Annotated in this window: 22 protein-coding genes; 13 read left to right on the top strand and 9 right to left on the bottom strand. The window is 64.2% G+C overall.

Annotation, left to right across the window (positions count from 1 at the left end):
* Positions 1–7: 7 nt before the first annotated feature.
* Both GMOLON4_RS06650 and GMOLON4_RS06645 read right to left on the bottom strand, forming a co-directional pair.
* A complete protein-coding gene (locus GMOLON4_RS06650; protein WP_035732017.1) occupies positions 8–679 on the bottom strand; it encodes a lysophospholipid acyltransferase family protein in 672 nt (223 codons plus the stop codon).
* The gene (locus tag GMOLON4_RS06645; RefSeq protein WP_084147351.1) at positions 676–1,479 is read right to left on the bottom strand and encodes a CDP-alcohol phosphatidyltransferase family protein; all 804 of its coding nucleotides are present in this window, start codon (positions 1,477–1,479) and stop codon (positions 676–678) included. Before GMOLON4_RS06645 ends, GMOLON4_RS06650 begins: the two co-directional genes overlap by 4 nt.
* A 124-nt stretch (positions 1,480–1,603) precedes the next feature.
* Between GMOLON4_RS06645 and GMOLON4_RS06640 the strand changes: the two genes are divergently transcribed.
* Both GMOLON4_RS06640 and GMOLON4_RS06635 read left to right on the top strand, forming a co-directional pair.
* A complete protein-coding gene (locus tag GMOLON4_RS06640) occupies positions 1,604–2,185 on the top strand; it encodes a hypothetical protein (RefSeq protein ID WP_026936180.1) in 582 nt (193 codons plus the stop codon).
* Between the two features lie 34 nt (positions 2,186–2,219).
* Entirely contained in the window at positions 2,220–3,599 is a 1,380-nt protein-coding gene (locus tag GMOLON4_RS06635) for a hemolysin family protein (RefSeq protein ID WP_051266336.1), read from the top strand.
* 59 nt (positions 3,600–3,658) lie between these two features.
* Here the strand turns inward: GMOLON4_RS06635 and GMOLON4_RS06630 are convergent, their stop codons facing one another.
* Together GMOLON4_RS06630 and GMOLON4_RS06625 are read right to left on the bottom strand one after the other, a co-directional pair.
* Positions 3,659–4,618, bottom strand: a complete 960-nt coding sequence (locus GMOLON4_RS06630) for a diaminopimelate dehydrogenase (RefSeq protein WP_026936179.1) — start codon at positions 4,616–4,618, stop codon at positions 3,659–3,661.
* 116 nt (positions 4,619–4,734) lie between these two features.
* On the bottom strand, positions 4,735–5,784 hold the full coding sequence (locus GMOLON4_RS06625; protein ID WP_051266334.1) for a DUF808 domain-containing protein: 1,050 nt from the start codon (positions 5,782–5,784) through the stop codon (positions 4,735–4,737).
* A 142-nt stretch (positions 5,785–5,926) separates the two neighbouring features.
* On the opposite strand from GMOLON4_RS06625, the gene tpx reads away from it, so the two are divergent.
* Both tpx and GMOLON4_RS06615 read left to right on the top strand, forming a co-directional pair.
* Entirely contained in the window at positions 5,927–6,445 is a 519-nt protein-coding gene (tpx, locus tag GMOLON4_RS06620; RefSeq protein ID WP_026936178.1) for a thiol peroxidase, read from the top strand.
* A gap of 47 nt (positions 6,446–6,492) precedes the next feature.
* Complete coding sequence (locus tag GMOLON4_RS06615; protein ID WP_026936177.1) at positions 6,493–6,711, top strand: dodecin; 219 nt, start codon at positions 6,493–6,495, stop codon at positions 6,709–6,711.
* A 72-nt stretch (positions 6,712–6,783) separates the two neighbouring features.
* Here GMOLON4_RS06615 and GMOLON4_RS06610 read toward each other — a convergent pair whose 3' ends face one another.
* Positions 6,784–7,692, bottom strand: a complete 909-nt coding sequence (locus tag GMOLON4_RS06610) for a patatin-like phospholipase family protein (protein WP_035732015.1) — start codon at positions 7,690–7,692, stop codon at positions 6,784–6,786.
* A 187-nt stretch (positions 7,693–7,879) separates the two neighbouring features.
* Here GMOLON4_RS06610 and GMOLON4_RS06605 point away from each other — a divergent pair, with 187 nt between their 5' ends.
* The 5 genes from GMOLON4_RS06605 (at position 7,880) to malQ (ending at position 13,280) form a co-directional block, all read left to right on the top strand.
* The gene (locus GMOLON4_RS06605) at positions 7,880–8,395 is read left to right on the top strand and encodes a hypothetical protein (protein WP_051266332.1); all 516 of its coding nucleotides are present in this window, start codon (positions 7,880–7,882) and stop codon (positions 8,393–8,395) included.
* A gap of 59 nt (positions 8,396–8,454) precedes the next feature.
* On the top strand, positions 8,455–9,003 hold the full coding sequence (locus tag GMOLON4_RS06600) for a hypothetical protein (RefSeq protein ID WP_146137425.1): 549 nt from the start codon (positions 8,455–8,457) through the stop codon (positions 9,001–9,003).
* 66 nt (positions 9,004–9,069) lie between these two features.
* Positions 9,070–10,416: an MFS transporter gene (locus tag GMOLON4_RS06595; protein ID WP_026936174.1), complete on the top strand. Its 1,347-nt coding sequence runs from the start codon at positions 9,070–9,072 to the stop codon at positions 10,414–10,416.
* A gap of 126 nt (positions 10,417–10,542) precedes the next feature.
* On the top strand, positions 10,543–11,022 hold the full coding sequence (locus GMOLON4_RS06590) for a QcrA and Rieske domain-containing protein (RefSeq protein WP_084147350.1): 480 nt from the start codon (positions 10,543–10,545) through the stop codon (positions 11,020–11,022).
* A gap of 32 nt (positions 11,023–11,054) precedes the next feature.
* On the top strand, positions 11,055–13,280 hold the full coding sequence (gene malQ / locus GMOLON4_RS06585; protein WP_026936172.1) for a 4-alpha-glucanotransferase: 2,226 nt from the start codon (positions 11,055–11,057) through the stop codon (positions 13,278–13,280).
* Here malQ and GMOLON4_RS06580 read toward each other — a convergent pair.
* On the bottom strand, positions 13,277–14,050 hold the full coding sequence (locus GMOLON4_RS06580; protein ID WP_245575364.1) for a CPBP family intramembrane glutamic endopeptidase: 774 nt from the start codon (positions 14,048–14,050) through the stop codon (positions 13,277–13,279). The genes malQ and GMOLON4_RS06580 overlap by 4 nt on opposite strands.
* Before the next feature lie 138 nt (positions 14,051–14,188).
* On the opposite strand from GMOLON4_RS06580, the gene typA reads away from it, so the two are divergent.
* The 4 genes from typA (at position 14,189) to GMOLON4_RS06560 (ending at position 18,381) form a co-directional block, all read left to right on the top strand.
* Positions 14,189–16,105: a translational GTPase TypA gene (gene typA, locus GMOLON4_RS06575; RefSeq protein WP_026936170.1), complete on the top strand. Its 1,917-nt coding sequence runs from the start codon at positions 14,189–14,191 to the stop codon at positions 16,103–16,105.
* A 9-nt stretch (positions 16,106–16,114) separates the two neighbouring features.
* Positions 16,115–16,534: a DUF1129 domain-containing protein gene (locus GMOLON4_RS06570; RefSeq protein ID WP_026936169.1), complete on the top strand. Its 420-nt coding sequence runs from the start codon at positions 16,115–16,117 to the stop codon at positions 16,532–16,534.
* 67 nt (positions 16,535–16,601) lie between these two features.
* On the top strand, positions 16,602–16,925 hold the full coding sequence (gene fdxA / locus GMOLON4_RS06565) for a ferredoxin (protein WP_026936168.1): 324 nt from the start codon (positions 16,602–16,604) through the stop codon (positions 16,923–16,925).
* Positions 16,926–17,061: 136 nt separating this feature from the next.
* Positions 17,062–18,381: a citrate synthase gene (locus tag GMOLON4_RS06560; protein ID WP_084147348.1), complete on the top strand. Its 1,320-nt coding sequence runs from the start codon at positions 17,062–17,064 to the stop codon at positions 18,379–18,381.
* A 142-nt stretch (positions 18,382–18,523) separates the two neighbouring features.
* On the opposite strand, the gene narI is transcribed toward GMOLON4_RS06560, so the two are convergent.
* Genes narI through narH form a run of 3 tightly spaced genes read right to left on the bottom strand, consistent with a single transcriptional unit; the run spans position 18,524 to position 21,646 of the window.
* Positions 18,524–19,249: a respiratory nitrate reductase subunit gamma gene (gene narI / locus GMOLON4_RS06555; protein ID WP_026936166.1), complete on the bottom strand. Its 726-nt coding sequence runs from the start codon at positions 19,247–19,249 to the stop codon at positions 18,524–18,526.
* Positions 19,246–20,034, bottom strand: coding sequence for a nitrate reductase molybdenum cofactor assembly chaperone (gene narJ / locus GMOLON4_RS06550; RefSeq protein ID WP_084147347.1), 789 nt, complete (start codon positions 20,032–20,034; stop codon positions 19,246–19,248). Before narJ ends, narI begins: the two co-directional genes overlap by 4 nt.
* A 1-nt stretch (position 20,035) precedes the next feature.
* Entirely contained in the window at positions 20,036–21,646 is a 1,611-nt protein-coding gene (narH, locus tag GMOLON4_RS06545; protein ID WP_035732013.1) for a nitrate reductase subunit beta, read from the bottom strand.
* Positions 21,647–21,670 lie beyond the last annotated feature (24 nt).

Raw genomic sequence — 21,670 nt, 5'->3', positions numbered from 1 at the left:
TCCCCGATCATGTCTGGGCCTCCCGGACAACCTCAGCAAGGCAAAGCCGCGCCCGCTCGAGAAATTCCGCCCGATCCTCGCCCGGTTCGAGGCGAACGGGCGTGAGGAACGTCGCCGTGACGAGGTGCGGCACGGGCACGACCGCGCCCTTGGGCAGCATCCTGCCAAGGTTTGATAGCGCGACGGGAATGACGGGTACGTCGGGCCGTGCCTGGGCGAGGCGGTAAAGGCCCGAGCGAAAACGGGCAACGTCGGTACCGTCCCCGCGCGTGCCCTCCGGGAAGATGAGGAGGGAGTCACCGTCGTCGAGAATCGCGAGCATATCGGCAATCTGGTCGGTGCCGGGACTATTGCTGTTCCCGTTGCTGTTGCTCCCGCCCCTCCCACCGCCTCGATCAACGAGGTAAGCATTGAAGATATTCGTGGCCAGCCAGCGCTTCAGGCCGGAGCCCCAGTAGTCACCCGCGGCGACGGGGCGTAAGCGGTCTCGTATGCGCCGCGGCACGACCGCCCAGACCGTCACGAAGTCGAGGTGGCTCGAGTGATTCGCATACAGCACCATCTGCGGGGGTAGGTCCAGGACACTGGCGCGTGGCGACAGCCCTTCGTCCACGACCGGACGCGCGCCGGTGATCAGGCGGACGAGCCCCGCGAGGAGTTCGCGAATGATTCGTGTCATGGTCGGCCAGCCGCATCAGCCGCATCAGCCGCATCCGCCTGCGACGCCGCCCGCAGCGCGAGCGTGATCTTGCGCAATCGAACGATCACCGTCATCAGCGATCCGAGAGCGATGACTCCGAGCGTGATCGCGAGCACGATGCCGCGCGGCAGGCCAAGGCCGGGCTCGGCGATAGACAGCAGAGAACCGATGACGAGCAGCCACATCCGTGGCGGCTTCGCCATCGGACCACCGAAGAAGTTGCCGACGCCGTTCGCGGCACCGAGCGTCCGCACGTACGCGGTAAGTATCGCGAGCACCGCGGCGAGCCAGCCGAGGGCGAGCCCCCAGTCGACACCGGTGCCCCAGGCCGCGCCATCCGAGCGCCACAGACCGATTGTCGCGAAGCCAGCACCAACGAGCAGCGCCACATCAGCAATGCGGTCGGGTAGCTCGTTGAAGAGGTCACCGGTCGGCGAGTGCATCCTCTTCTCGACGGCGAGCATGCCGTCGAACATGTTGCACAGCAGGCGCAGTGGGATGCACACGGCGGCGATGACGAGCAGCACCCACCGGGGGATATCGAGCGCGGGGACGAAACCAGAAAGCCCGAGCGCAACCGCGCCGATGAACGCAATCACTACCGACAACACCGAGATGCTGTTCGGCGTGAGTCTTGCGGCGTAGAGCAGGTCGGCGGCTCGCTTCGCCCATCCGGTCGAGCGCTGCGGAATATTGCGCCGCTCGAGACCATGGGCCGCGGCTTCGCGCCCCGCACCACTCGTTCCAGCATCGCCCTCGTCTACATACTCCCCGGCCATGACCGTGAGTTTAGAATCCCGGGGCACACGACGGCATCAGCCCTCACGCTCATCTGCGCATCCTCCTCTACGCTTGCGAACCATGACGCGTGCAACGAAACGACCTCAGCGCCGAGGCGGCCCGGTGGCGAGCAGTATCATCGCCGCCGCCTGGGGCGCGGCCGAGGCCACCTGCTTCTTCATCGTGCCGGATGTGTGGATCACCCGAGCGACGATTCACTCCCCAAAGCGCGGGGTCGCCGCGGCATTCGCCGCGCTCGGGGGAGCGCTCGCCGGAGGCGTCGCGACGTTCTTCTGGAGTCAAAACACCACTCCGCGCGAGTCGAAGCGACTGCTGCGGAAGCTTCCCGCGATCTCCGGCGACATGATCGACAAGGCGGATGCGGAGGTCGCCCGGGTTGGCAACCGCGGGATGCTCTGGGGCCCGCTCCGAGGCGTTCCGTACAAGATCTACGCTCGGGCTGCGGGCACCCAGCGGCAGTCGTTCCTCGGATTCCTCGCTTGGTCGGTCCCGGCGCGCATCCCGAGGTTCCTGCTCGTCGTCGCCCTCTCGATGGGGCTGATCGCCGGGGCCCGGAAGATACTGCCGGACGGGCAAACCGAGAAGTTGGCACCCCGCATCCACCTTGGTTTTTGGATCGCGTTCTACAGCTGGTACCTCAGCGTGGTCGGTCGAGAGCCGCGCACCGGCTCGAACGCCCACTAAGGTGCGGAGTTTTCGAACCTGACAGAATGACAGCGTGAGTATACTTCTCGATCTGCTTTTGGTGCTGCTATTCGTTTTGATTGGTGGGATCTTTGCGGCGACCGAGATGGCACTTGTCTCGCTGCGCGAGTCACAAATCAAGCAATTCGAACGGGGTAACAAGGCGGCACGCACCGTCGCGAGTCTCGCCCGGGACTCGGGCCGATTCCTCTCGGCGGTGCAGATCGGTGTGACCTTCGCCGGATTCCTATCCTCAGCATTCGGTGCCTCCACGATCGCGCCGCAGGTGAGCCCAGTGCTCGTCGGCTGGGGCATGGCGCCGGGAGCGGCGGATGCGATCGCGCTCGTGGCCATCACCCTGCTCGTGTCCTACTTCAGCCTCGTCCTGGGCGAACTCGTGCCGAAACGAATCGCTATGCAGAAGGCGGCCACCGTGAGCCTCGCGGTCGCCCCACCGCTCAACATTTTCGCGAAGCTCATGACGCCGCTGATCTGGATCGTAAACTCCTCCTCGAACCTGCTCTTGCGCATCCTTGGTTTCGACCCGAATGCCCGCACCGAGGAAATGTCGAACGAAGAGGTGCGCGAGATCGTCACGACGCACGAGGGCCTCGGCGACGACGAGCGCAAGCTCCTGGCGGACGTCTTCGACGCCAACGACATGCTCGTGGTCGAGGTGATGCGGCACCGCAGCGATATTGTCGCGTTCGAGGCCTCGAGTACCGTCACCGAGGTCGCCGAAGGCCTCGTCGACCAGCCGTACTCGCGCTATCCGGTGTTCGATGGCGACATCGACAACATCATCGGTTTCGTTCACGTGCGCGATATTCTGCAGCACGCGGCGTCGGGGCATGGCGATTCGGTGATTAGCTCGCTCATGCGCAAGATCGCCTATTTCCCGTCGACGGTTCGGGTGCCGGATGCGATGCGACAGTTGCGTGCGACGGCGACGCACATCGGGGTGGTCATCGACGAGTACGGCGGCACGGACGGCATTGTCACGCTCGAAGACCTTCTCGAGGAGCTCGTCGGGGAGATCTGGGACGAGTACGACTCGGTCGAGCGGCGGGCCATCTTGCGCCTCCACGAGAGCCGGTCGTTTGACGGCTCTATGAACCTCGAAGACTTTGCCGAGGCGACCGGCATCCACCTGCCGGAAGGCTCCTACGAAACCATTGCCGGGTGGATGCTCGACCAGCTCGGGCGCCTCGCTCGCGCCGACGACATTGTGCCGATTGAACCGGACCAGACCGAAGACTACGAGGACGACCTCACGTCGAATGGCGTGCGGTATCAGCTCGAGGTTGCGCAGCTCAATGGGAACCGCATCGCCGAGGTGAAGCTGCGCAAGACGGTAGCGGATGCCGATGACCGTGAGGGGCTCGAACCGGAGACCGAGTCCGAAACCCCCTAACGAAAATGCCTGCGGCCTGGTTCCAATCCTGGAGCCAGGCCGCAGGCCATTGAGCGGGTCTAGAGGTCCTGCGCGATGAGCTCGTCGAGGGACTTGGTCGACAGCAGGTACGGGGGCACCTCGAGGACGGTGAACGCGCCAGTCTGGCCGTCGGCCTTGAGGCGCGCTGCGGCGCGGCCGTACGCGACGAGCACCGATGCGGTGAAGTCGGGGTTCGACTCGAGGTCGAGTACGAACTCAACGGTGCTCTTCGTGTCGCCCAGCTGGCCGGAGGTGATCACGCGACCACCGTGGGGGAGACCCTGGTGGTCGCGGAGGAACTCCTCCTCGCCGATGAAGTGCACTTCAGTCTTGTAGCCAACGAAGTAGTCGGGCATGTTCACGATCGTCTCGGTGATGCGGTCGTGGTCCGCCTCGTCCGCGACGATCCAGCACTGGCGCAGGTGCGCATCCTTGCTGTCGATGTCGGCACCGTTGCCGGCCTTTGCGGCCTCGATCGCATCCTCGCGGGGAATCGTGTACTGCACGCCATACTTGACGCCCTCGACGCCTCGAATCGCGTTTGAGTGACCCTGCGAGAGGCCGCGGCCCCAGAACGTGTTCTGCTGCGGTTCGGGGAACACGGATGCGCCGATCACGCGGTTGAGCGAGAAGAGGCCCGGGTCCCAGCCGGTCGCGATGATCGAAACGTTGCCCGACTCCTTGGCCGCCGCATCCATCGTCGCGTAGTGCGCGGGCAGCCGCTTGTGGTTGTCGTAGGTGTCGACCGTCGTGAAGTTCTTCGCAAAGGCTGGTGCCTGCTCGGGGATATCGGTCGCACTGCCAAGGCAGAGGTAGAGGACATCGATCTTGTCGGCGTAATCGTTGATCGAGTCAACGGGGTAGACCGGGGTGTTGGTGTCGAGCTCGCTACGACGCGAGAAGATGCCGAAGAGTTCAAGGTCAGGCTGTGCCTTGATCAGGGTTTCGGCGCTGCGGCCCAGGTTGCCGTAGCCGACGATTGCGGTAGTGATTGTCATTGAGTCGGGACCACCTCGTACTAGGGATTACTCATTGGGATCACACGCTGATCCCACAAAGCAAGAAGGCTACCACCAGTTGCCATGAGTACAACAGGAGTGGCCTGGGGAATCCGTCAGTTTGCGCTCGACTGGGAGGCCTCACTGGCGTCAGGATCGGCCGAGTCGCCGCCCGTGGCCGGTGCATCCGCCGCCTTCTCGTGCTCGGTGCGGCCGTCTTTGCCGTGCCCATCCTTGCCGTGGCCGAATGGCAGGTAATGCGCGACGAGCACGATGATCGAGCCGACGATGAAGCCGAGGATCATCGAACAGAGCGTGTCGATGAGCCACGCGAGGAAGCCGCCAATTCCGGCAATCCCCGCGGCGGGCGCGGAAAGCGTGTGCACGAGTTCGTACGGTGCATGCCAGCCGAGGGAATCCGCGCCGACGAGGATGAGGTGACCACCTACCCACAGCATGGCGAAGGTGCCGACGATTGAGATGACATCCATCACGTGCGGCATCGCGTTGACGAGCCCCTTGCCGAAGCGTTGCGAGAATTTCGAATCGCGCTGCATCAGGCTGAGGCCGAAGTCGTCGACTTTCACGAGGAGTGCCACCGCGCCATAGACCAGGGCCGTGATGCCGATCGCGACGACGATCAGGATGATCACTCGGTTCCAGAACGGCTCGTTGATGACCTCGTTGAGCGAGATCACCATGATCTCGGCACTCAGGATGAGGTCGGTGCGAATCGCCCCGCTCGTGATCTGCTTCTCGTCCTTCTCGCCTTCCTTGGCAACCGCAGGAGCCTCCTGCTCGACGTTGCGGCCGTGGATCTTCTCCCAGATCTTCTCCGCACCCTCGAAACAGAGGAACGCGCCGCCCAACATGAGGATCGGTTGCAGGAGCCACGGAACGAACGCGCTCAACAGGAGCGCGAGCGGCAGGATGATCACGATCTTGTTGAAGAGCGAGCCACGCGCGATCTTCCAGATGATCGGGAGCTCCCGTTCGGGCTTCAAGCCATCCACGTATTGCGGAGTCACAGCGGCGTCGTCGATCACGACGCCAGCGGCCTTGCTCGATGCTTTCGCCGCGGCTACCCCGACATCGTCGAGCGTCGCGGCCGCGGCACGCGCGAGGGCAGCAATGTCATCGAGGAGTGCTACGAAGCCACCGGCCATGAGTGTGGTCCCTTCCGAAAAGTCGGAATAAGAATAGTGGCAGCAAACGACAGCGCAATCTCAGCGACGATCGAATGGGAATCGCGGGCGGCTCGGCTCGTCGCTCAGCTCCCCGCTCACGAATGGATGCGAGGATGACGCCATGGCAAACATCATCACCAGTGGCATTTCAGTTACGACCTCCGGCGAGCTCCCCGAAGTTGGCAGCGACGCACCGAACTTCACCAACGTGGATAACAACTTGGGCGACGTCTCCCTCGAGAATTACCGAGGTAAGCGAGTTGTCCTCAACATTTTCCCGTCGATCGACACCGGCGTCTGCGCGACTTCGGTGCGCCAGTTCAACGAACTCGCCGCGGACCTCGACAACACCGTCGTCGTCGGCGTCTCGAAGGACCTCCCGTTCGCGCTCGGACGCTTCTGCGGCGCCGAAGGCATTGAGAACGTGGTCACGACCTCGGCCTTTCGCTCGAGCTTCGGCGAGGACTACGGCGTGATTCAGCAGGATGGTCCGCTCGCGGGACTCCTGGCACGAAGCGTCGTCGTAATCGACGAGGACGGGAAGGTTCTGTACACGGAGCAGGTTCCCGTGACCGGTCAGGAGCCGAACTACGAGGCCGCGCTTGACGCATTGAACGACCTCGAAGAGGCGCGTTCCTAGTCTCCGACGCACAGCAGTCCTGGAGCGTTCGCGCATAGCGTGAGGCCATGTCCAACCACACATATCAAATTACAGAGGTCGTCGGTTCCTCCTCGGATGGCACCGACCAAGCGATCAAGAACGCACTCGAACGAGTCGCGCAGACTGTTCGCAACCTGGAATGGTTCGAGATGGTCTCGACTCGCGGCGTCATCGATGACTCCGGCCAAGTCGAGCACTTCCAGGTCACGCTGCGGGTCGGCTTCAAGGTCGAAGACGCGAGCTAGTTCGCCCGAAGACAACGGCGCTACGAACGCGCCGGGTGGCAGAAGCCCCCGGCGCGTTCGCGCGTCTGGAGCTCAGATGCCGAGGAACTCGCGCATGACGGGGAGCTCGCGCCTCGCCTGCTGCTCGCCGAGCTCGTATGAGCGGCGAAGCTTTCGCACATCCCGCTCGGAATTCGACACGCTGAGGTGCTCCGGCGTGAACAAATAGGCCTCGCCCTTGCGCTCGAGCTCGAAGAGTTCGGCGCGGCTCTCGTTGTACCGGTGTGGTCGGTGCAGGATGCCGTTGATCACGGCGGGATACTTCCGGAAGAGGCGTCTGTACAAACCGCTGACGCGTTGGGGAGGTTTGATGTACTCCCGGCTCCGAGTCATCACGACAAAGAACTTCGTGTATCCGGCGGCACGCGCCGCATCGAGTGCGAATCCGCCGGTTGGGCCGAGCGCGCCGTCCACATAGGTTTTGCCGTCGAGCTCGACCGGAGGCATGAGCACCGGCAGGCTCGAGGATGCGCGGACCCGCAGCATGAAATCGTGCAGCTCGTCTATGCTCTCGCGCCCCCAGTACTGCATCTTCCCGGTTTCCATTTCGAACGCACCGACTGCGAATTGGGCGGGATTCGCGCGAAACGTGTCCCAGTCGTAGGGGAGGGCGGCACCGGCTACCCCGGCCTGCTCATAGATATAGGGCGCGTTGAACAGGCCGTTGCCCTCGACCCACGTTCGCATACTGCCAAAGTTCGGGTCCGCCGCGAACTCTACGAACGACTCGTAGCTGCGCTTGACGTCGCGGGAAAGATAATTGGCAGTGTTGCTCGCGCCAGCCGAAATGCCCCCAACCCAGTCGAAATAGATGCCCTGCTCGAGGAGCAACGAGACTACCGCCGACGTGTAGCTCGCGCGCATCCCGCCACCTTCGAAGATGAGCGCGGTGTCAGTGATATTCGGCTCGAGGGCCGGGAGGGCAGAATCTTGGGCGGTCACCCGATCATTTTGGCACCCGAGTCTGAATCGCCCAGGGATCTTGTATGGTCCGACCAAGATGGCCCGACCAAGATGGCCCGACCAGATTGCCCGGACAAGCTCGCGGGGTCAGGGCTGGCCCGCACAAGATTTGGACGTTCAGTGCTCAAAGCGCCCGCGAATACATGCCCGGAGTATCTTCGTGAGCATGAGTGTTGGCGAACGTCTCCGTTCCCTGGCGACCCTTCACCGGGATGCGCTGCTCGCCGCAGGCATCGCCACCGAGGCGGTCGGAGAGTACGAGGCGCCGCGGCGGCGATTTCTGATCCTCCGGCCCGAGCGGATTGCGCCGCTCACTCGCGCCTGGCGCCTGGGTGTTCTTCTCATTGACGAGGATGGGAATGTGCGCGCGGCGGGCGCCACGTTGCGTGCGCACGAACCCCCACCGATTCTGGGGTACGCATCGGAATCGGCGCGCCGGCGCGACGCCATGCGGCACGCTGCCATCCGCGGCGGCTTCGCTGAAGGTGAGACAGTCCACTTCGACACGGCGCTAATCGATGAGAGCGTTGTAATTAACGAAACGGGTCCCGTTTCGTTACGGGACGGTGAACTCGTCGTGAGGTGGCACACGAACACGCCGCTGATCAGCGCAATTCCTTTGGCCAGGTATCTCAGCGAACGAGTCGACCTGCTCATGCATCCACCGCAAGGTGCCACATAGTCGATCGCTATCAGAAAACAGAGTGCGAATCCTCGGAATTCGTGCCAACATATATGGCCGTGCCTACTACGACCGATGTGATTGCTCGCCAAGTCGCGCATCTGATGCGCGAAGGAGAAGAGCCAAAGTGGATGCAGCCCGCTCGCTGTATCGAGTCCGAGATTGATCTCGAGGACGACCGCTTTGAAAATGATGAGGAACCCGAGACGGAGAACCTCGACGCGCAATCGCGCATCGAACTTGCCGAGCTTAACCCGTACGACAAGGAATTTGAGCGGATCGTCCAGGAGCAGCTCGATGGCGGCTCCTACCTCGGCTGCACCGGCTGCAAGGCGGCCGGGCTCCGCAAGGCGCTCGACGTCCCCACGAGCGAGATTCTCGTCACCAACCAGCGACTCATGGTCGTCGACGTTAATGGCGTGGACGAGATCGAACCCGAGTGGTCGGCGGAGCGTAGTGACATCGTGCGCATCTGGAAGCGCTCCCGATTCCTCGAGCCCGGCCGCGTCGTCATTGCCTTCAAGGACCACTCGGTCCTCGCCCTGCACGTTGGCCTCATCGGTGGCAAATCGGCAGGAAAGCTCATCGAGGCGCTCGATACCGAGTAGCAAGCGAGTATCGTAATCAGCCGATAGCAAACCAGCGCGGTACTCCGCCTGAGCCAGGAGCGTCACGTGACTTCAGCGGCTGAACAGACCCCGGTCCTCACCCGATCCGAACGACTCGATCGGCTCAAGCCCAACCGAGAGCACAGCAAATTGCTGTGGGGTTCCGGAGTCGGCTGGGCCCTTGACGCGATGGACGTCGGGCTCATCTCGTTCGTCATCGCGGCACTCAGCGCCCAGCAGCTCGTCACCGCGACCGAAGCGAGCTGGATCGCATCCATTGGCTTCGTGGGAATGGCGCTCGGCGCGACCTTCGGCGGCCTCATCGCCGACAAGATCGGCCGCCGCCAGGTCTTTGCGCTGACCCTACTCATCTACGGGCTGGCGACCGGCGCATCGGCGCTGTCGACGTCGGTCGCGATGCTCATGGCCTTCCGGTTCATCGTCGGCCTCGGCCTCGGTGCCGAGCTCCCAGTTGCCTCGACGCTGGTGAGTGAATTCGCGCCGCGCAAGATTCGCGGACGCATGGTCGTGTGGCTTGAGGCGTTCTGGGCGGTCGGCTGGATTCTTGCCGCGCTGATCGGCACGTTCGTCGTTCCCGTGAGCGAGGACGGCTGGCGCTGGGCCCTCGCGCTCGGTACGGTGCCGGCGGTATACGCCCTGGTCGTGCGCCTCGGCCTTCCCGAGTCCGTGCGTTTCCTTGAATCGAAGGGGCGCGAGGACGAGGCCGAGGCCGCGGTACGCAAGTTCGAGGCCGCGGGGCCGATCGATCTTACGGTGCAGCCAGCAACCACGCACGATGCGAGCGAGGATGCGCCATCGATCTGGTCGAAGGGGATGCGGAGGCGCACGACCGGCCTGTGGATCGTGTGGTTCTGCATCAACCTCAGCTACTACGGCGCGTTCATTTGGATTCCGAGCCTGCTCGTCGAGGCCGGATTCCCGCTCGTGAAGTCGTTCCAATTCACGCTCATCATCACGCTCGCGCAGCTGCCCGGATACGCCGCCGCCGCGTGGCTCATCGAGGTTTGGGGACGCCGTGGCACACTCGCGGTCTTCCTCATCGGTTCGGCGTTTGCGGCCGCACTCTATGGCTACTCCGGGATCGCGGGGCAGGAGTGGCTCATTATCCTCGCGGGCTGCCTGCTTTCGTTCTTCAACCTCGGGGCCTGGGGCGCGCTCTACGCGATCGGTCCGGAGCTTTACCCGACGAACATTCGCGGCACGGGTGCCGGAGCCGCAGCAGGCTTCGGTCGGATCGCGTCGATTATCGCGCCGCTGCTCGTGCCGGTGCTCATCACCGCGGGCGGTGGCGGAACGGTGCTCGTGTTTACCGTCTTCGCGATCGCGTTCGCAATCGCTGCCGGTGCCGCGTTCCTCCTGCCCGAACAAAAGGGCAAAGCTCTCGCGGATTAGCAAGGCACTCGCCGATTAATAAGTCTCGGCGCCCTCCGAGTCCTAAACTATTGCCATCTCGGTTGCCATAACCGGGTCGTATGCATGAGCGGGTCAGTAACGGCGGGTCGGGAGCGGGGATCGGACATGATTGAGCAATTGCCTTCGGACACGGTGCCATCCACTTCGGCAGGTAGCCGAGAGGACCCCACGGGCCCGAGCCGGCGCGTATTCATCCGCAGTGCGGCACTGATCGGAGGCGGTACCGCCGCCGCGTTCCTGCTGAGCGCGTGCAGCAGCGGTAGCCAGGACGCGGGCGAGACCGCAGCACCGGTCGCCGAGCCGGTGACGTTGCCCGCGGCCGAGGTTCCCGTTGGTGGGGGAGTCGTGATCAAGGCGAGCGAGGTCGTTGTGACACAACCGACGGAAGGGCAGTTCCTCGCCTTCACCGCGATCTGCACGCACCAAGGATGCGTGCTCACCGACGTGCAGGATCGTGGCGCGCACTGCGGCTGCCACGGAAGCTACTACGACATTTCGACGGGAGAGCCGGTTGCGGGACCGGCGCAGGAACCCCTCACGAGTATTCCGGTCGCGGTTTCCGGCGACACACTCACGATCGGCTAGACAAGAAAGATCATGCACATACACTCAACATTGTGAGTGCATTGTCGGCCACCCAGGTTCTTGCTCAGCTCGCGGAGCGCTACGGCATCTCCGCGTCCTACCACGACTGGCTCGGGAACTACGTTGACGTAGCCCCCGAGACACTCGTTGCCGTGCTTGCGGCGCTCGATGTGGATGCTTCGACCGATGAGGCGGCCGAAGCCGCGCTCGCCGCGGTCGAGGATCGCCCGTGGCGCGAGACCTTGCCACCGACCACCGTGACCCGGCCGAGTCGAGCGCAGGAATTCCTGGTGCACGTCCCGGCGGGATCGCCAGTCACAGTGACCGTCCGGCTTGAAGACGGCGCCGTCGTCGACGCAGAGCAGGTCGAGCACAACGTGGCCCCGCGGGAGGTTGACGGTGCGAGTGTGGGTGAGGCGAAGTTCCGACTCCCAGCTAGTCTCCCGATCGGCTGGCATGAGATTGTCGCGGTTGTCGGTTCGGCGCAGACCCCCGAGTCAGCGGGCGAAGGCGCCGAAACGGCCGGCGAAGACACCGCAGAACGCGCATCCTCACACCGCCCCGCGCGCCCCGCGCGCCGCTCGCGCCGCCGCGAGAACGAGCACACCGCGACGCTGATCGTCGCGCCCGACTCGGCGAGCTCAAACCTCGACCGCAGGGCGTGGGGAATCATGGCGCAGCTCTACCAGGCTCGCAGCGCCGACTCTTGGGGCATCGGCGACCTCCACAATCTCCGCGCGCTCGGCGAGTGGGGCGCGGAGCAAGACGCCGACTTCGTACTGGTCAACCCGTTCCACGCGCCGTCGGTCACGACCCCGATCGAGCCCTCGCCGTACCTCCCGACGAGCCGTCGCTTCGGCGACCCGAGCCTCATCCACATCGAAGACCTCGTCGAGGAACTCGACCTGCAGGAGCCTGAAGAGCAGCGGATGCGCGAGCTCGCGTCATACGGCCAGGCCATGAATCTCGTGGATTCGATCGACCGTGACGCGAGTTGGCTGGCCAAGCGCGAGGCGCTCGGCATTTGCTTTGAGGCCGCCCGTCGCGGCGATCACGAGCGCTGGCGAGTCTTCGGGGAGTTCTGCGAGACCGAGGGGGAGAGCCTCATCGATTTCGCGACGTGGAGCGCGATGTGCGAGCAGCTCGGCGGCAATTGGCGCGACTGGCCGGTCGAATTCCAGGACCCGAGCGGGCCCGCAGTCGACGAGTTCCGTCAACAGCACGCCAACCGCATCGAGTTTTACTGTTGGGTGCAGTTTGCACTCCAGGAGCAGAAGGTTCGCACGCAGGATGCGCTGCGGACCGCGGGCATGTCGATCGGCGTCATGAACGACCTCGCGGTCGGCGTGCATCCCTCGGGCGCTGACGCGTGGTCGCTGAATCATTCGCTCGCGCGCGGCGTCTCGGTCGGCGCGCCGCCGGACGCATATAACCAGCTTGGACAGGATTGGTCGCAGCCGCCGCTGCGCCCGGATGCGCTCGAGGCCACCGGCTACACTCCGTTGCGCGACATGCTCCGCAAGGCCTTTGTGGGAGCCGGTGCGCTTCGCATTGACCACATCCTCGGCATGTTCCGACAGTGGTGGGTGCCGGCGGGGATGCCCGCGACGCAGGGTACCTACGTCACGTTCGATCACGAGGCCATGATCGGGGTGCTGCTGCTCGAGGCCGAGCGCGCTGGCGCGCTCGTAATCGGCGAGGACCTCGGCACGGTGTCTGACCTGACCCGCGAGGTCATGGCAGAGCGGCACGTCTACGGCACGCAGATCATGTGGTTCGAGCGCGCGGAAGATGGCTCGCCCAAGCGTCCCGAGGATTACCGCGTCGAATGCCTGGCCTCGGTGACGACGCACGACCTCCCACCGACGGCTGGGTACCTCGAGCTCGCGCACGTCGACCTGCGTGAGCGGCTCGGGCTGCTCACCCGACCGGTCGAGGATGAGCGAGCGGACGAAGTCGCGACGATCGATGCCTACCGCGCGCTCCTGCGCGAGCAAGGTCTCATCGGCGATGAGCCGACGACCGAGGAGGTCGTCACTGCGCTGCACGAGTACATTGCGGGCGGCGCCTCGCAGCTCTTTCAGGTGGCCCTAGCCGATCTCGCGGGGGACCGGCGCCCGATCAATCAGCCGGGAACCTACCGGGAGTACCCCAACTGGAGCCTGCCGCTCGCGGGGCCGACCGGCGAGGTGCGCCTCCTCGAGGATGTCCTCGCGGACCCGTACGCCGAAACCCTCGCGAAGGCCTCCGTCCGCTAGAACAACCCTGGCCACCACTGGGCGGCCAGGGGGTACCCAAGGAAAGACACGACGTCGAGCAGGAAGTGCGCGATCACGAGCGGCATGACGCGAGGGCGCTTGCCGTCGCGCCGCTTGCGCGTGAAGACGTACGCGTAGACGATGCCCATCACGACGTTGCCGAACGCCATTGGCACGCCCTGGTATAGGTGATACGAGCCGCGCAGTACTGCCGAGGCGAGGATGATCGACCACCGGCCCCAGCCCAGAGTGTGTAGCCGCGTGGCGAGGTAGCCCACGACCACGACCTCCTCGAGGAGCGCGGCCCGCAGCGCCGACAGCACGAGCAGCCCGACCGTCCACCACGCCATCGACGTATCGCCCGCGACTACCTGCACGGTAAGGCCCATCGCGCGGGAGACTGCGTAGAGCGCGAGCCCTGGAATGCCGATCCCGGCTGCGAGCAGCAGGCCGCCGCCGAAATCGCGAAGCGGGCCGAACCGGTCGCCCGGCCAGTGCGCATCCAACCCGATGCGGCGGAAGCCGGACTCGTGTCGCGACCACAGCAGCCAGATCACGAGCGCGACGGGTACGAGCGTACTGCCGATGCTGATGAGGCGGTATGCCACATCGAACACGGGGAATTCGGATGCGCTCGGGTTCAGCGCAGAGGAAGAATCGCCGAGCGGCGTCGGCTGGGCGGCAAGTTCGAGGAGTCGAACGATTGCGGTGAGCGCTGAAGGGAGGAGTGAGAGCCCGAGCACGAGCCAGATTTCCCAGCGCAAACGCACCCGCGCGAGGTGAATACGAGGGGAACGGTGGGCAAAAACTTGGGCGCCCGGGGCCCGATTGCTAGGAGGCACGCGCCAATTCTGCCCTAAGCGCGTAGACTGGAGCGTCCGACATTTCTACAAGAAAGTCACCCCCGTATGACCAACCCCTCGCTCGCCCGTCGCTCCGACCTCCGCAACGTAGCAATTGTTGCTCACGTAGACCACGGCAAAACCACGCTCGTGGACGCCATGCTGAAGCAGACTGGCACCTTCGGCGACCATTCCCAGCACGCCGATGAAGAGCGAGTCATGGACTCCAACGACCTCGAGCGCGAAAAGGGCATCACGATCCTTGCCAAGAACACGGCGATTCGCTATGACGGCGAACACGCGACCGACGGTCCGATCACCATCAACGTGATCGACACCCCGGGCCACGCCGACTTCGGTGGCGAGGTCGAGCGTGCGCTGTCGATGGTGGATGGCGTTGTGCTGCTCGTGGACTCCTCCGAGGGTCCGCTGCCGCAGACTCGCTTCGTGCTTCGCAAGGCACTCGAGGCGCTCATGCCCGTCGTGCTGCTCGTGAACAAGACCGACCGTCCCGACGCTCGAATCGACGAGGTCGTTGGCGAGGCGCAGGACCTCCTGCTCGGCCTCGCGGGTGACCTCGCAGAGGACGTCCCGGACCTCGACATCGACTCGCTGCTCGACCTGCCGGTGCTGTACGCATCCGGCCGTGCAGGTGCCGCATCCACCAACAAGCCCGCCAACGGCGAGCTGCCGGACAACGACAACCTCGAGCCGCTCTTCAAGGCGATCCTCGACCACATCCCGGCACCGAAGTACGACCCCGAGGCACCGCTGCAGGCGCACGTCACGAACCTCGACTCGTCGCCGTTCCTCGGCCGACTCGCGCTCCTGCGCGTGCACAACGGCACGCTCAAGAAGGGCGAGACCGTCGCGTGGGTCCACGAGGGCGAGACCACGAACCTCCGCATCACCGAGCTGCTCGAGACCAAGGGCCTCGAGCGCGTGCAGACCGACCAGGCTCGCCCGGGTGACATCGTCGCGATCGCGGGTATCGAGGACATCACCATCGGTGACACGATCGCTGACCCGAACGACATTCGTCCGCTGCCGACCATCACGATCGACGAGCCCGCGATCTCGATGACGCTCGGCCCGAACTCCTCGCCCCTGGTCGGCAAGGTCAAGGGACACAAGCTCACCGCGCGCATGGTGAAGGACCGCCTTGACCGCGAGCTCATCGGTAACGTCTCGATCCGCGTGAACGACATTGGTCGCCCGGATGCGTGGGAAGTCCAGGGCCGTGGCGAGCTGCAGCTCTCGGTGCTCATTGAGAACATGCGCCGCGAGGGCTTCGAACTCACCGCGGGCAAGCCGCAGGTGGTCACGAAGATGATCGACGGCCAGAAGCACGAGCCGTACGAGAACACCACGATCGACGTCCCGGAGGAATTCCTGGGCGCGATCACGCAGCTCATGGCGGCCCGCAAGGCACGCCTCGACGGCATGGAGAACCACGGCTCGGGCTGGGTGCGCATGGAGTACACCGTTCCATCGCGTGGCCTCATCGGTTTCCGCAGCGAGTTCATGACGCTGACTCGCGGTACTGGCATCGTCAACTCGCTGGCCGCTGGCTACGAGCCTTGGGCTGGCCAGATCACGACCCGCGTGAACGGCTCGATTGTGGCCGACCGCTCGGGCACCGCGACGCCGTTCGCGATGATTGGTCTGCAGGAGCGCATGTCCTTCTTCGTCTCGCCCGGCGACGAGGTGTATGAGGGCATGGTCATCGGCGAGAACACGCGTGCCGACGACATGGATGTGAACGTCACCAAGGAGAAGAAGCTCACGAACATGCGTGCGGCTTCGTCGGATGAGTTCGAGAAGCTCACCCCGCCGCGCCTGCTCACCCTCGAAGAGGCCCTCGAGTTTGCTCGCGACGACGAGTGCGTCGAGGTCACCCCCGAGGTTGTCCGCATCCGAAAGCTGCAGCTCGATGCCACGACGCGTGGCCGCGAGGCTTCCCGCCGCAAGCGCGAAGGCTAATCGATCCCGTTGGCTCGCAACGTCGAATCCGTCCTCACCTTCCTCGCGTACCTCGTCTTCGGGGTACTCGCGGGAACGGTGGGGACGTTCGCGCACCGGGGGCGCATCGCCCTCTTCGATACTGCGTGGTGGATCGGCCTGCCGCTCGCGCTCATCGCGATCGGCTGCGTCGCGTTTGGCCTTCGGTATTACCTCGATGAGCGGATGCCCGGGCTTGCCTTCGCGATCGGCGTCGCCGGGGTTGTTGCGATGTTTACGACCTCGGGCGCGGGTGCCTCGGTCGTCCTCCCGGCATCCCAGAATGGCTTCGGCGTGAGCGAGATCTGGATGTATGGCTCGGCCATACTGGTCTTCGTGCCGGTGCTCTGGCCGCGCATCCGGACGCCCGAAAAGCGCCAATCCGCGGATTCTCGCGCCACGCGGGGCTGACCGGCCTCACCTCCAAACAGCACTAGACTAGAGGGACGTTTGTCGGGAGAGAGGGAGTGGTTCGGTCGTGACCTACGTGATCGCACTACCTTGCGTTGATCTCAAGGACCGCGCATGTGTTGATGAATGCCCAGTGGACTGCATTTACGAGGGTGAACGGATGCTCTACATCCACCCCGATGAATGCGTCGACTGCGGTGCGTGTGAGCCGGTTTGCCCGGTGGAGGCCATTTACTACGAGGACGATGTCCCGGATGAGTGGAGCGACTACTACCAGGCCAACGTCGATTTCTTCGAGGAAATTGGTTCGCCCGGCGGCGCTGCGAAGGTTGGTCCGTACGACTTCGATCACCCGTTGATTGCGGCGCTCCCGCCGCAGTCCCATGAGTAAGCTTGTAGCTAAGAGCAACCCAAAGCCTGATTTGTTGTGGTTGTCATGAAGACAGTCCACCACCGTTTAGGCTAGTCCTTGGTGTCGCCATCACGAAGTGCGCGGCGCAACTGACAAAAGCGTTCCAGGAGGTTCCGTGAGCGAGCAGCTCGACCAAACGAATGACGCGCCACAGGTCGCATCCCTGACCTTCCCCGGCGGCACTGCCGAGTTCCCCATCCTGCCGGCTACGGAAGGACGTGGATCGATCGACCTGTCCACGTTCACGAAGCAGACTGGCTACACGGGCCTCGACTACGGCTTCGTCAACACCGCTTCGACCAAGTCGGAGATCACCTACATCGACGGCGATGAAGGCATCCTGCGGTACCGCGGGTACCCAATCGAACAGCTGGCTGAAAAGTCGACCTTCCTTGAGGTCGCCTACCTGCTGATCCACGGGGAGCTCCCGACTGAGACCGAGTACTCGGACTTCACCGAGAAGATTCGTCGGCACACGCTCCTGCGTGAGGGCCTCAAGCCACTGTTCCAGGCACTGCCCGACTCCGCACACCCGATGTCGGTGCTCTCGAGCGCCGTTGCCGCGCTCGCCACGTACTACGAGGACAGCCTCGACGTGCACGACGACGAGGCCGTTGAAATCAACACGATTCGCCTCCTCGCGAAGCTGCCGGTGCTCGCTGCGTACGCGCACAAGAAGTCCATCGGCCAGGCGTTCATGTACCCGGACAACTCGCTCGGGTTCGTTGACAATTTCCTCATGCTCAACTTCGCGACGTACGCGGAGGAGTACGAACCGAACCCAGTCCTTTCGAAGGCGCTCGAGCGCCTGCTGATCCTGCACGCCGACCACGAGCAGAATGCGTCGACCTCGACAGTTCGCCTCGTCGGCTCGACCGAGGCGAATATTTACGCCTCGATCTCGGCCGGCATCTCGGCGCTGTACGGGCCGCTGCACGGTGGTGCGAACGAGGCCGTCCTCAACATGCTCTCGGAGATCAAGGAGTCCGGCGAGGGCGTGGCCCGCTTCGTCGAGCGCGTGAAGAACAAGGAAGACGGCGTGAAGCTCATGGGCTTCGGACACCGTGTCTACAAGAGCTACGACCCGCGCGCGAAGCTCGTGAAGGAGTCGGCGGACGAGGTCCTCGACGCGCTCGGCGTTGACGACCCGCTGCTCGAGATCGCCCTTGAGCTCGAGCAGTACGCACTCAACGACTCGTATTTCCAGGACCGCCGCCTGTACCCGAATGTCGACTTCTACACCGGCATTATCTACAAGGCGATGGGCTTCCCGACCCGGATGTTCACCCCGCTGTTCGCGATTGGTCGCCTTCCCGGGTGGATCGCTCAGTGGCGCGAGCAGAGCCGCGACCCGAAGTCGAAGATCGGCCGCACGCAGCAGCTGTACACGGGTGCAGCCGCCCGTGACTACCCTGAGGGCCGCAGCTTCAGCTAATAAGCCTCATGGCCCCGCCCGCTGAGTGAATCGCGCAGCGATTCGTATCGAAGCGGCGGCACGGAGAAACGCAAGCTGCCCGGTCATTCGACCGGGCAGCTTGCGTTTCGGAGCTTCTGGCATTTCCAGCGAGACGCCAACGCTAGAAGTCCACCTTCTCCCACCCGCGACGCTCGGGCTGGCGCACCGCATCCTTCGACCGGTAGACGATGTACGGACGCGTGAGGTACCCGAGCGGCACCGTGAACACGTGTACGAGACGTGTGAAGGGCCACAGCGCGAAGAGCAGGATGGCCGACATCACGTGGACCTGGAACCCGACCGGCGCGCTCGTCATGAGCCCAACATCCGGCTGGAAGATCCAGAACTGGCGGAACCACACCGAGATGCCCTCACGGTAGTCGTAGTGGCCGATGAGCGACTCGAAGATCGTCGAGTAGACGCCCGCCAGGATCGTGATCGCGAGCATGAGGTACATCAGCTTGTCCATCTTGGTGGTGGCGCCGAACACTCGATTGTTCGTGCGGCGGCGGTAGATGAGCAGCGCGAGGCCGCCGACGGTCGCGGCGGCCGCACCGAGGCCGATCGTCACGGCCATGAAGTGGTAGACCTCGTTGGAGATACCGACCGCGGCTGTCCATGATTTCGGAATCGCGAGGCCGACAACGTGGCCGAGAAACACGAAGATGATGCCGTAATGGAAAAGTGGCGAGCCGATCCGCAACAGCTTCGACTCGTACATCTGGCTCGAGCGCGTCGTCCAGCCGAAGCCGTCGTAGCGGTAGCGCCACACGTGTCCGAGAATGAAGCTCACGAGCGCCATGTAGGGGATGATGACCCACATGATGAGGCCGAGGGTGTCGTTCATTGCAGTGGGCCTTTCACGTCTTCGAGCGGGATGAATGCGGAGGTCGAGGAGGACGGCACGCGGTATGGCGTCATGTCGGCGGGCGGCATGTCGAGCGAGCCGTCGTCGCCGTAGCCAGCGAGGCCGACGCGCTCTTCGGCCGGTCCCTCGGCGGCGAGTCGCTGCACCTCTGAGATATCGCTCGTATCAAGCGGCGGCAGTGTCGCGCACAGGGCCGTGAGGGCCCCGGCCCACCGCGATCCCGTCTCGACGAGGTGGATGCGCAGCAGCTCGATTCCGGCGCGGTTCTTCAGCAGAATCGAGAGGGCCGCCCGGAGATCGTGTGCGGCACCGAACTCTAGGACGTACGAGAGGTGATCGGGGAGCTCGTCGTCGGAGACATCGAGCCCCGCCTGCTGGTAGGTCTCCTTGATCTCGAGGAGTGCCATCCCACGCTTTCGCGTGTCGCCGTTCATAAAGTAGGTCAGGTAGAGGCAGCCGCGCCGGCGGGTGTCAAAGGTCTCGACGTAGTCAGCCCGCACCTCGAACTGGTCGTCTTCCTCGAGCGCGCGGATGACCTCGACGAGCGGGCCGCCGACGCCGACCGGGAGCGTGCCTGCGAGCCCCCGCATCCGGCCGAGCCGCTCATAGAGCGCGTCACTCGGGTAGCCGATGAGCCAGGATGCGATGAGCCAGACCGCGCGCATCTCCGGTTCGGTGAGCGGCACCGCGGTCTCGAGTGCGTCGGTACCTGCGCGGTCCGCGCGTTCGCGCCATTTCTTGAGGAACTTGAGCGGGACGAGCATGCTATGCCTCGCTCGGTCGTGCGGTCGGGAAGAGGCCCTTCGGCGTGCCGTTGCCATCCCAGTTCAGGAGGTTTACCCGTCCCGCGAGGTCGGCGCGCGCAGAACCGGTCTCACGCACCCCGGTCTCGCTCGGCATATCCCACATGCCGCCCATGCCGGGCCCGCCATCGTCATTGAGCGGGCAGTCGGTATTGATGCCCTCGAGGTTATGCGCGGTCTCGGCGTGGCCGGCGGGGATCACGTAACGCTCGTTGTACTTCGCGATCGCGAGCAGCCGATACATTTCCTCCATTGAGTCGGGGTCCATACCCACCGAGTGGGGGATCGACGCATCTCCCTCGCCGCCGAGGTTGATGTCGCGCATGTACGAGCGCATCGCGGCCATGCGGCGGAGCACGTCCGCCACGATATCGACGTCGCCAGCGGTAAAGAGGTTCGCGAGGTACTCGATGGGGATGCGCAGGTCCTCGATTGCGGCGAAGAGGTTGATCGAGTCCTCGGCGTCGTACCCCGCATCCTTGACCACATCCACCACGGGTGAAAGCGGCGGGATATACCAGACCATCGGCATCGTGCGGTACTCGGGGTGCAGCGGCAGCGCGACCTCGTACTCCTTGATGAGCTTGTAGATTGGCGACTTCTGGGCGCCCTCGATCCAGTCGTGCGGGATACCCGAGCGCTCGGCGGCGTTCATCACCTCGGGGTCTGAGGGATCGAGGATGAGATCGCGCTGCGCCGCGTAGAGATCCTTCTCGTTGGGGGTGGATGCGGCCTCGGTCACGCGATCGGCGTCGTAAAGCACGAGCCCGATGTAGCGGAGTCGGCCAACGCAGGTCTCGGCACACACCGTCGGCTCACCGTTCTCGATGCGGGGATAGCAAAAAGTACACTTTTCGGCCTTGCCGGTGCGGTGGTTGAAGTAGATCTTCTTGTAGGGGCAGCCGGTCACGCACATCCGCCAGCCTCGGCACGTGTCCTGGTCGACGAGGACGATACCGTCCTCTTCGCGCTTGTAGATCGCGCCCGACGGGCAGGATGCGGCACAGGACGGGTTGAGGCAGTGCTCGCAGATGCGCGGCAGGTAGAACATGAAGGTCTGCTCGAATTCCAGCTTGACCTTGTCCTCGAGGCCCTTGAGCATCGGGTCCTTGTCAGCCACCGCGTACGTGCCGCCGAGGTCGTCATCCCAGTTGCCCGACCACTTGATCTGCATGCGCTCGCCGGTGAGGAGCGATCTTGGCGGGGCGGTGGGGATCTGCTTCTGCTCGGGGGCGTTCAGCAGGTTCTCGTACTCGTAGCTCCACGGTTCGTAGTAGTCGTCGAGCTCGGGGAGTTTCGGGTTGGAGAAGATCTGGGCGAGCTTCTTCCACTTCCCGCCGGCCTTGAGCTTGAGCCGTCCCGAGCGGCTCAGCGCCCAGCCGCCCTGCCACTTCTCCTGGTCCTCGTAGCCGCGCGGGTAGCCCTGTCCTGGGCGGGTCTCGACGTTGTTGAACCAGACCTGCTCGGTGCCCTTGCGGTTTGTCCAGGCCTGCTTACACGTGACCGAACACGTGTGACAGCCGATGCACTTGTCGAGGTTCATCACCATTGCCATTTGTGCCATGACTCGCATGATTCGCTCCTCTGTCTTCCCGCG

The sequence above is a fragment of the Gulosibacter molinativorax genome (assembly GCF_003010915.2).
Classification (GTDB): Bacteria; Actinomycetota; Actinomycetes; order Actinomycetales; family Microbacteriaceae; genus Gulosibacter; species Gulosibacter molinativorax.
This window is presented reverse-complemented; position numbering and strand designations above follow the sequence as displayed.

What these genes read in the sequence shown, in the direction of transcription:
- GMOLON4_RS06650 (WP_035732017.1), bottom strand. Translation starts at nt 679, where the DNA reads ATGACACGAATCATTCGCGAACTCCTCGCGGGGCTCGTCCGCCTGATC.
- GMOLON4_RS06645 (WP_084147351.1), bottom strand. Translation starts at nt 1,479, where the DNA reads ATGGCCGGGGAGTATGTAGACGAGGGCGATGCTGGAACGAGTGGTGCG.
- GMOLON4_RS06630 (WP_026936179.1), bottom strand. Translation starts at nt 4,618, where the DNA reads ATGACAATCACTACCGCAATCGTCGGCTACGGCAACCTGGGCCGCAGC.
- GMOLON4_RS06625 (WP_051266334.1), bottom strand. Translation starts at nt 5,784, where the DNA reads ATGGCCGGTGGCTTCGTAGCACTCCTCGATGACATTGCTGCCCTCGCG.
- tpx (WP_026936178.1), top strand. Translation starts at nt 5,927, where the DNA reads ATGGCAAACATCATCACCAGTGGCATTTCAGTTACGACCTCCGGCGAG.
- GMOLON4_RS06615 (WP_026936177.1), top strand. Translation starts at nt 6,493, where the DNA reads ATGTCCAACCACACATATCAAATTACAGAGGTCGTCGGTTCCTCCTCG.
- GMOLON4_RS06605 (WP_051266332.1), top strand. Translation starts at nt 7,880, where the DNA reads ATGAGTGTTGGCGAACGTCTCCGTTCCCTGGCGACCCTTCACCGGGAT.
- GMOLON4_RS06590 (WP_084147350.1), top strand. Translation starts at nt 10,543, where the DNA reads ATGATTGAGCAATTGCCTTCGGACACGGTGCCATCCACTTCGGCAGGT.
- typA (WP_026936170.1), top strand. Translation starts at nt 14,189, where the DNA reads ATGACCAACCCCTCGCTCGCCCGTCGCTCCGACCTCCGCAACGTAGCA.
- narI (WP_026936166.1), bottom strand. Translation starts at nt 19,249, where the DNA reads ATGAACGACACCCTCGGCCTCATCATGTGGGTCATCATCCCCTACATG.
- narJ (WP_084147347.1), bottom strand. Translation starts at nt 20,034, where the DNA reads ATGCTCGTCCCGCTCAAGTTCCTCAAGAAATGGCGCGAACGCGCGGAC.
- narH (WP_035732013.1), bottom strand. Translation starts at nt 21,646, where the DNA reads ATGCGAGTCATGGCACAAATGGCAATGGTGATGAACCTCGACAAGTGC.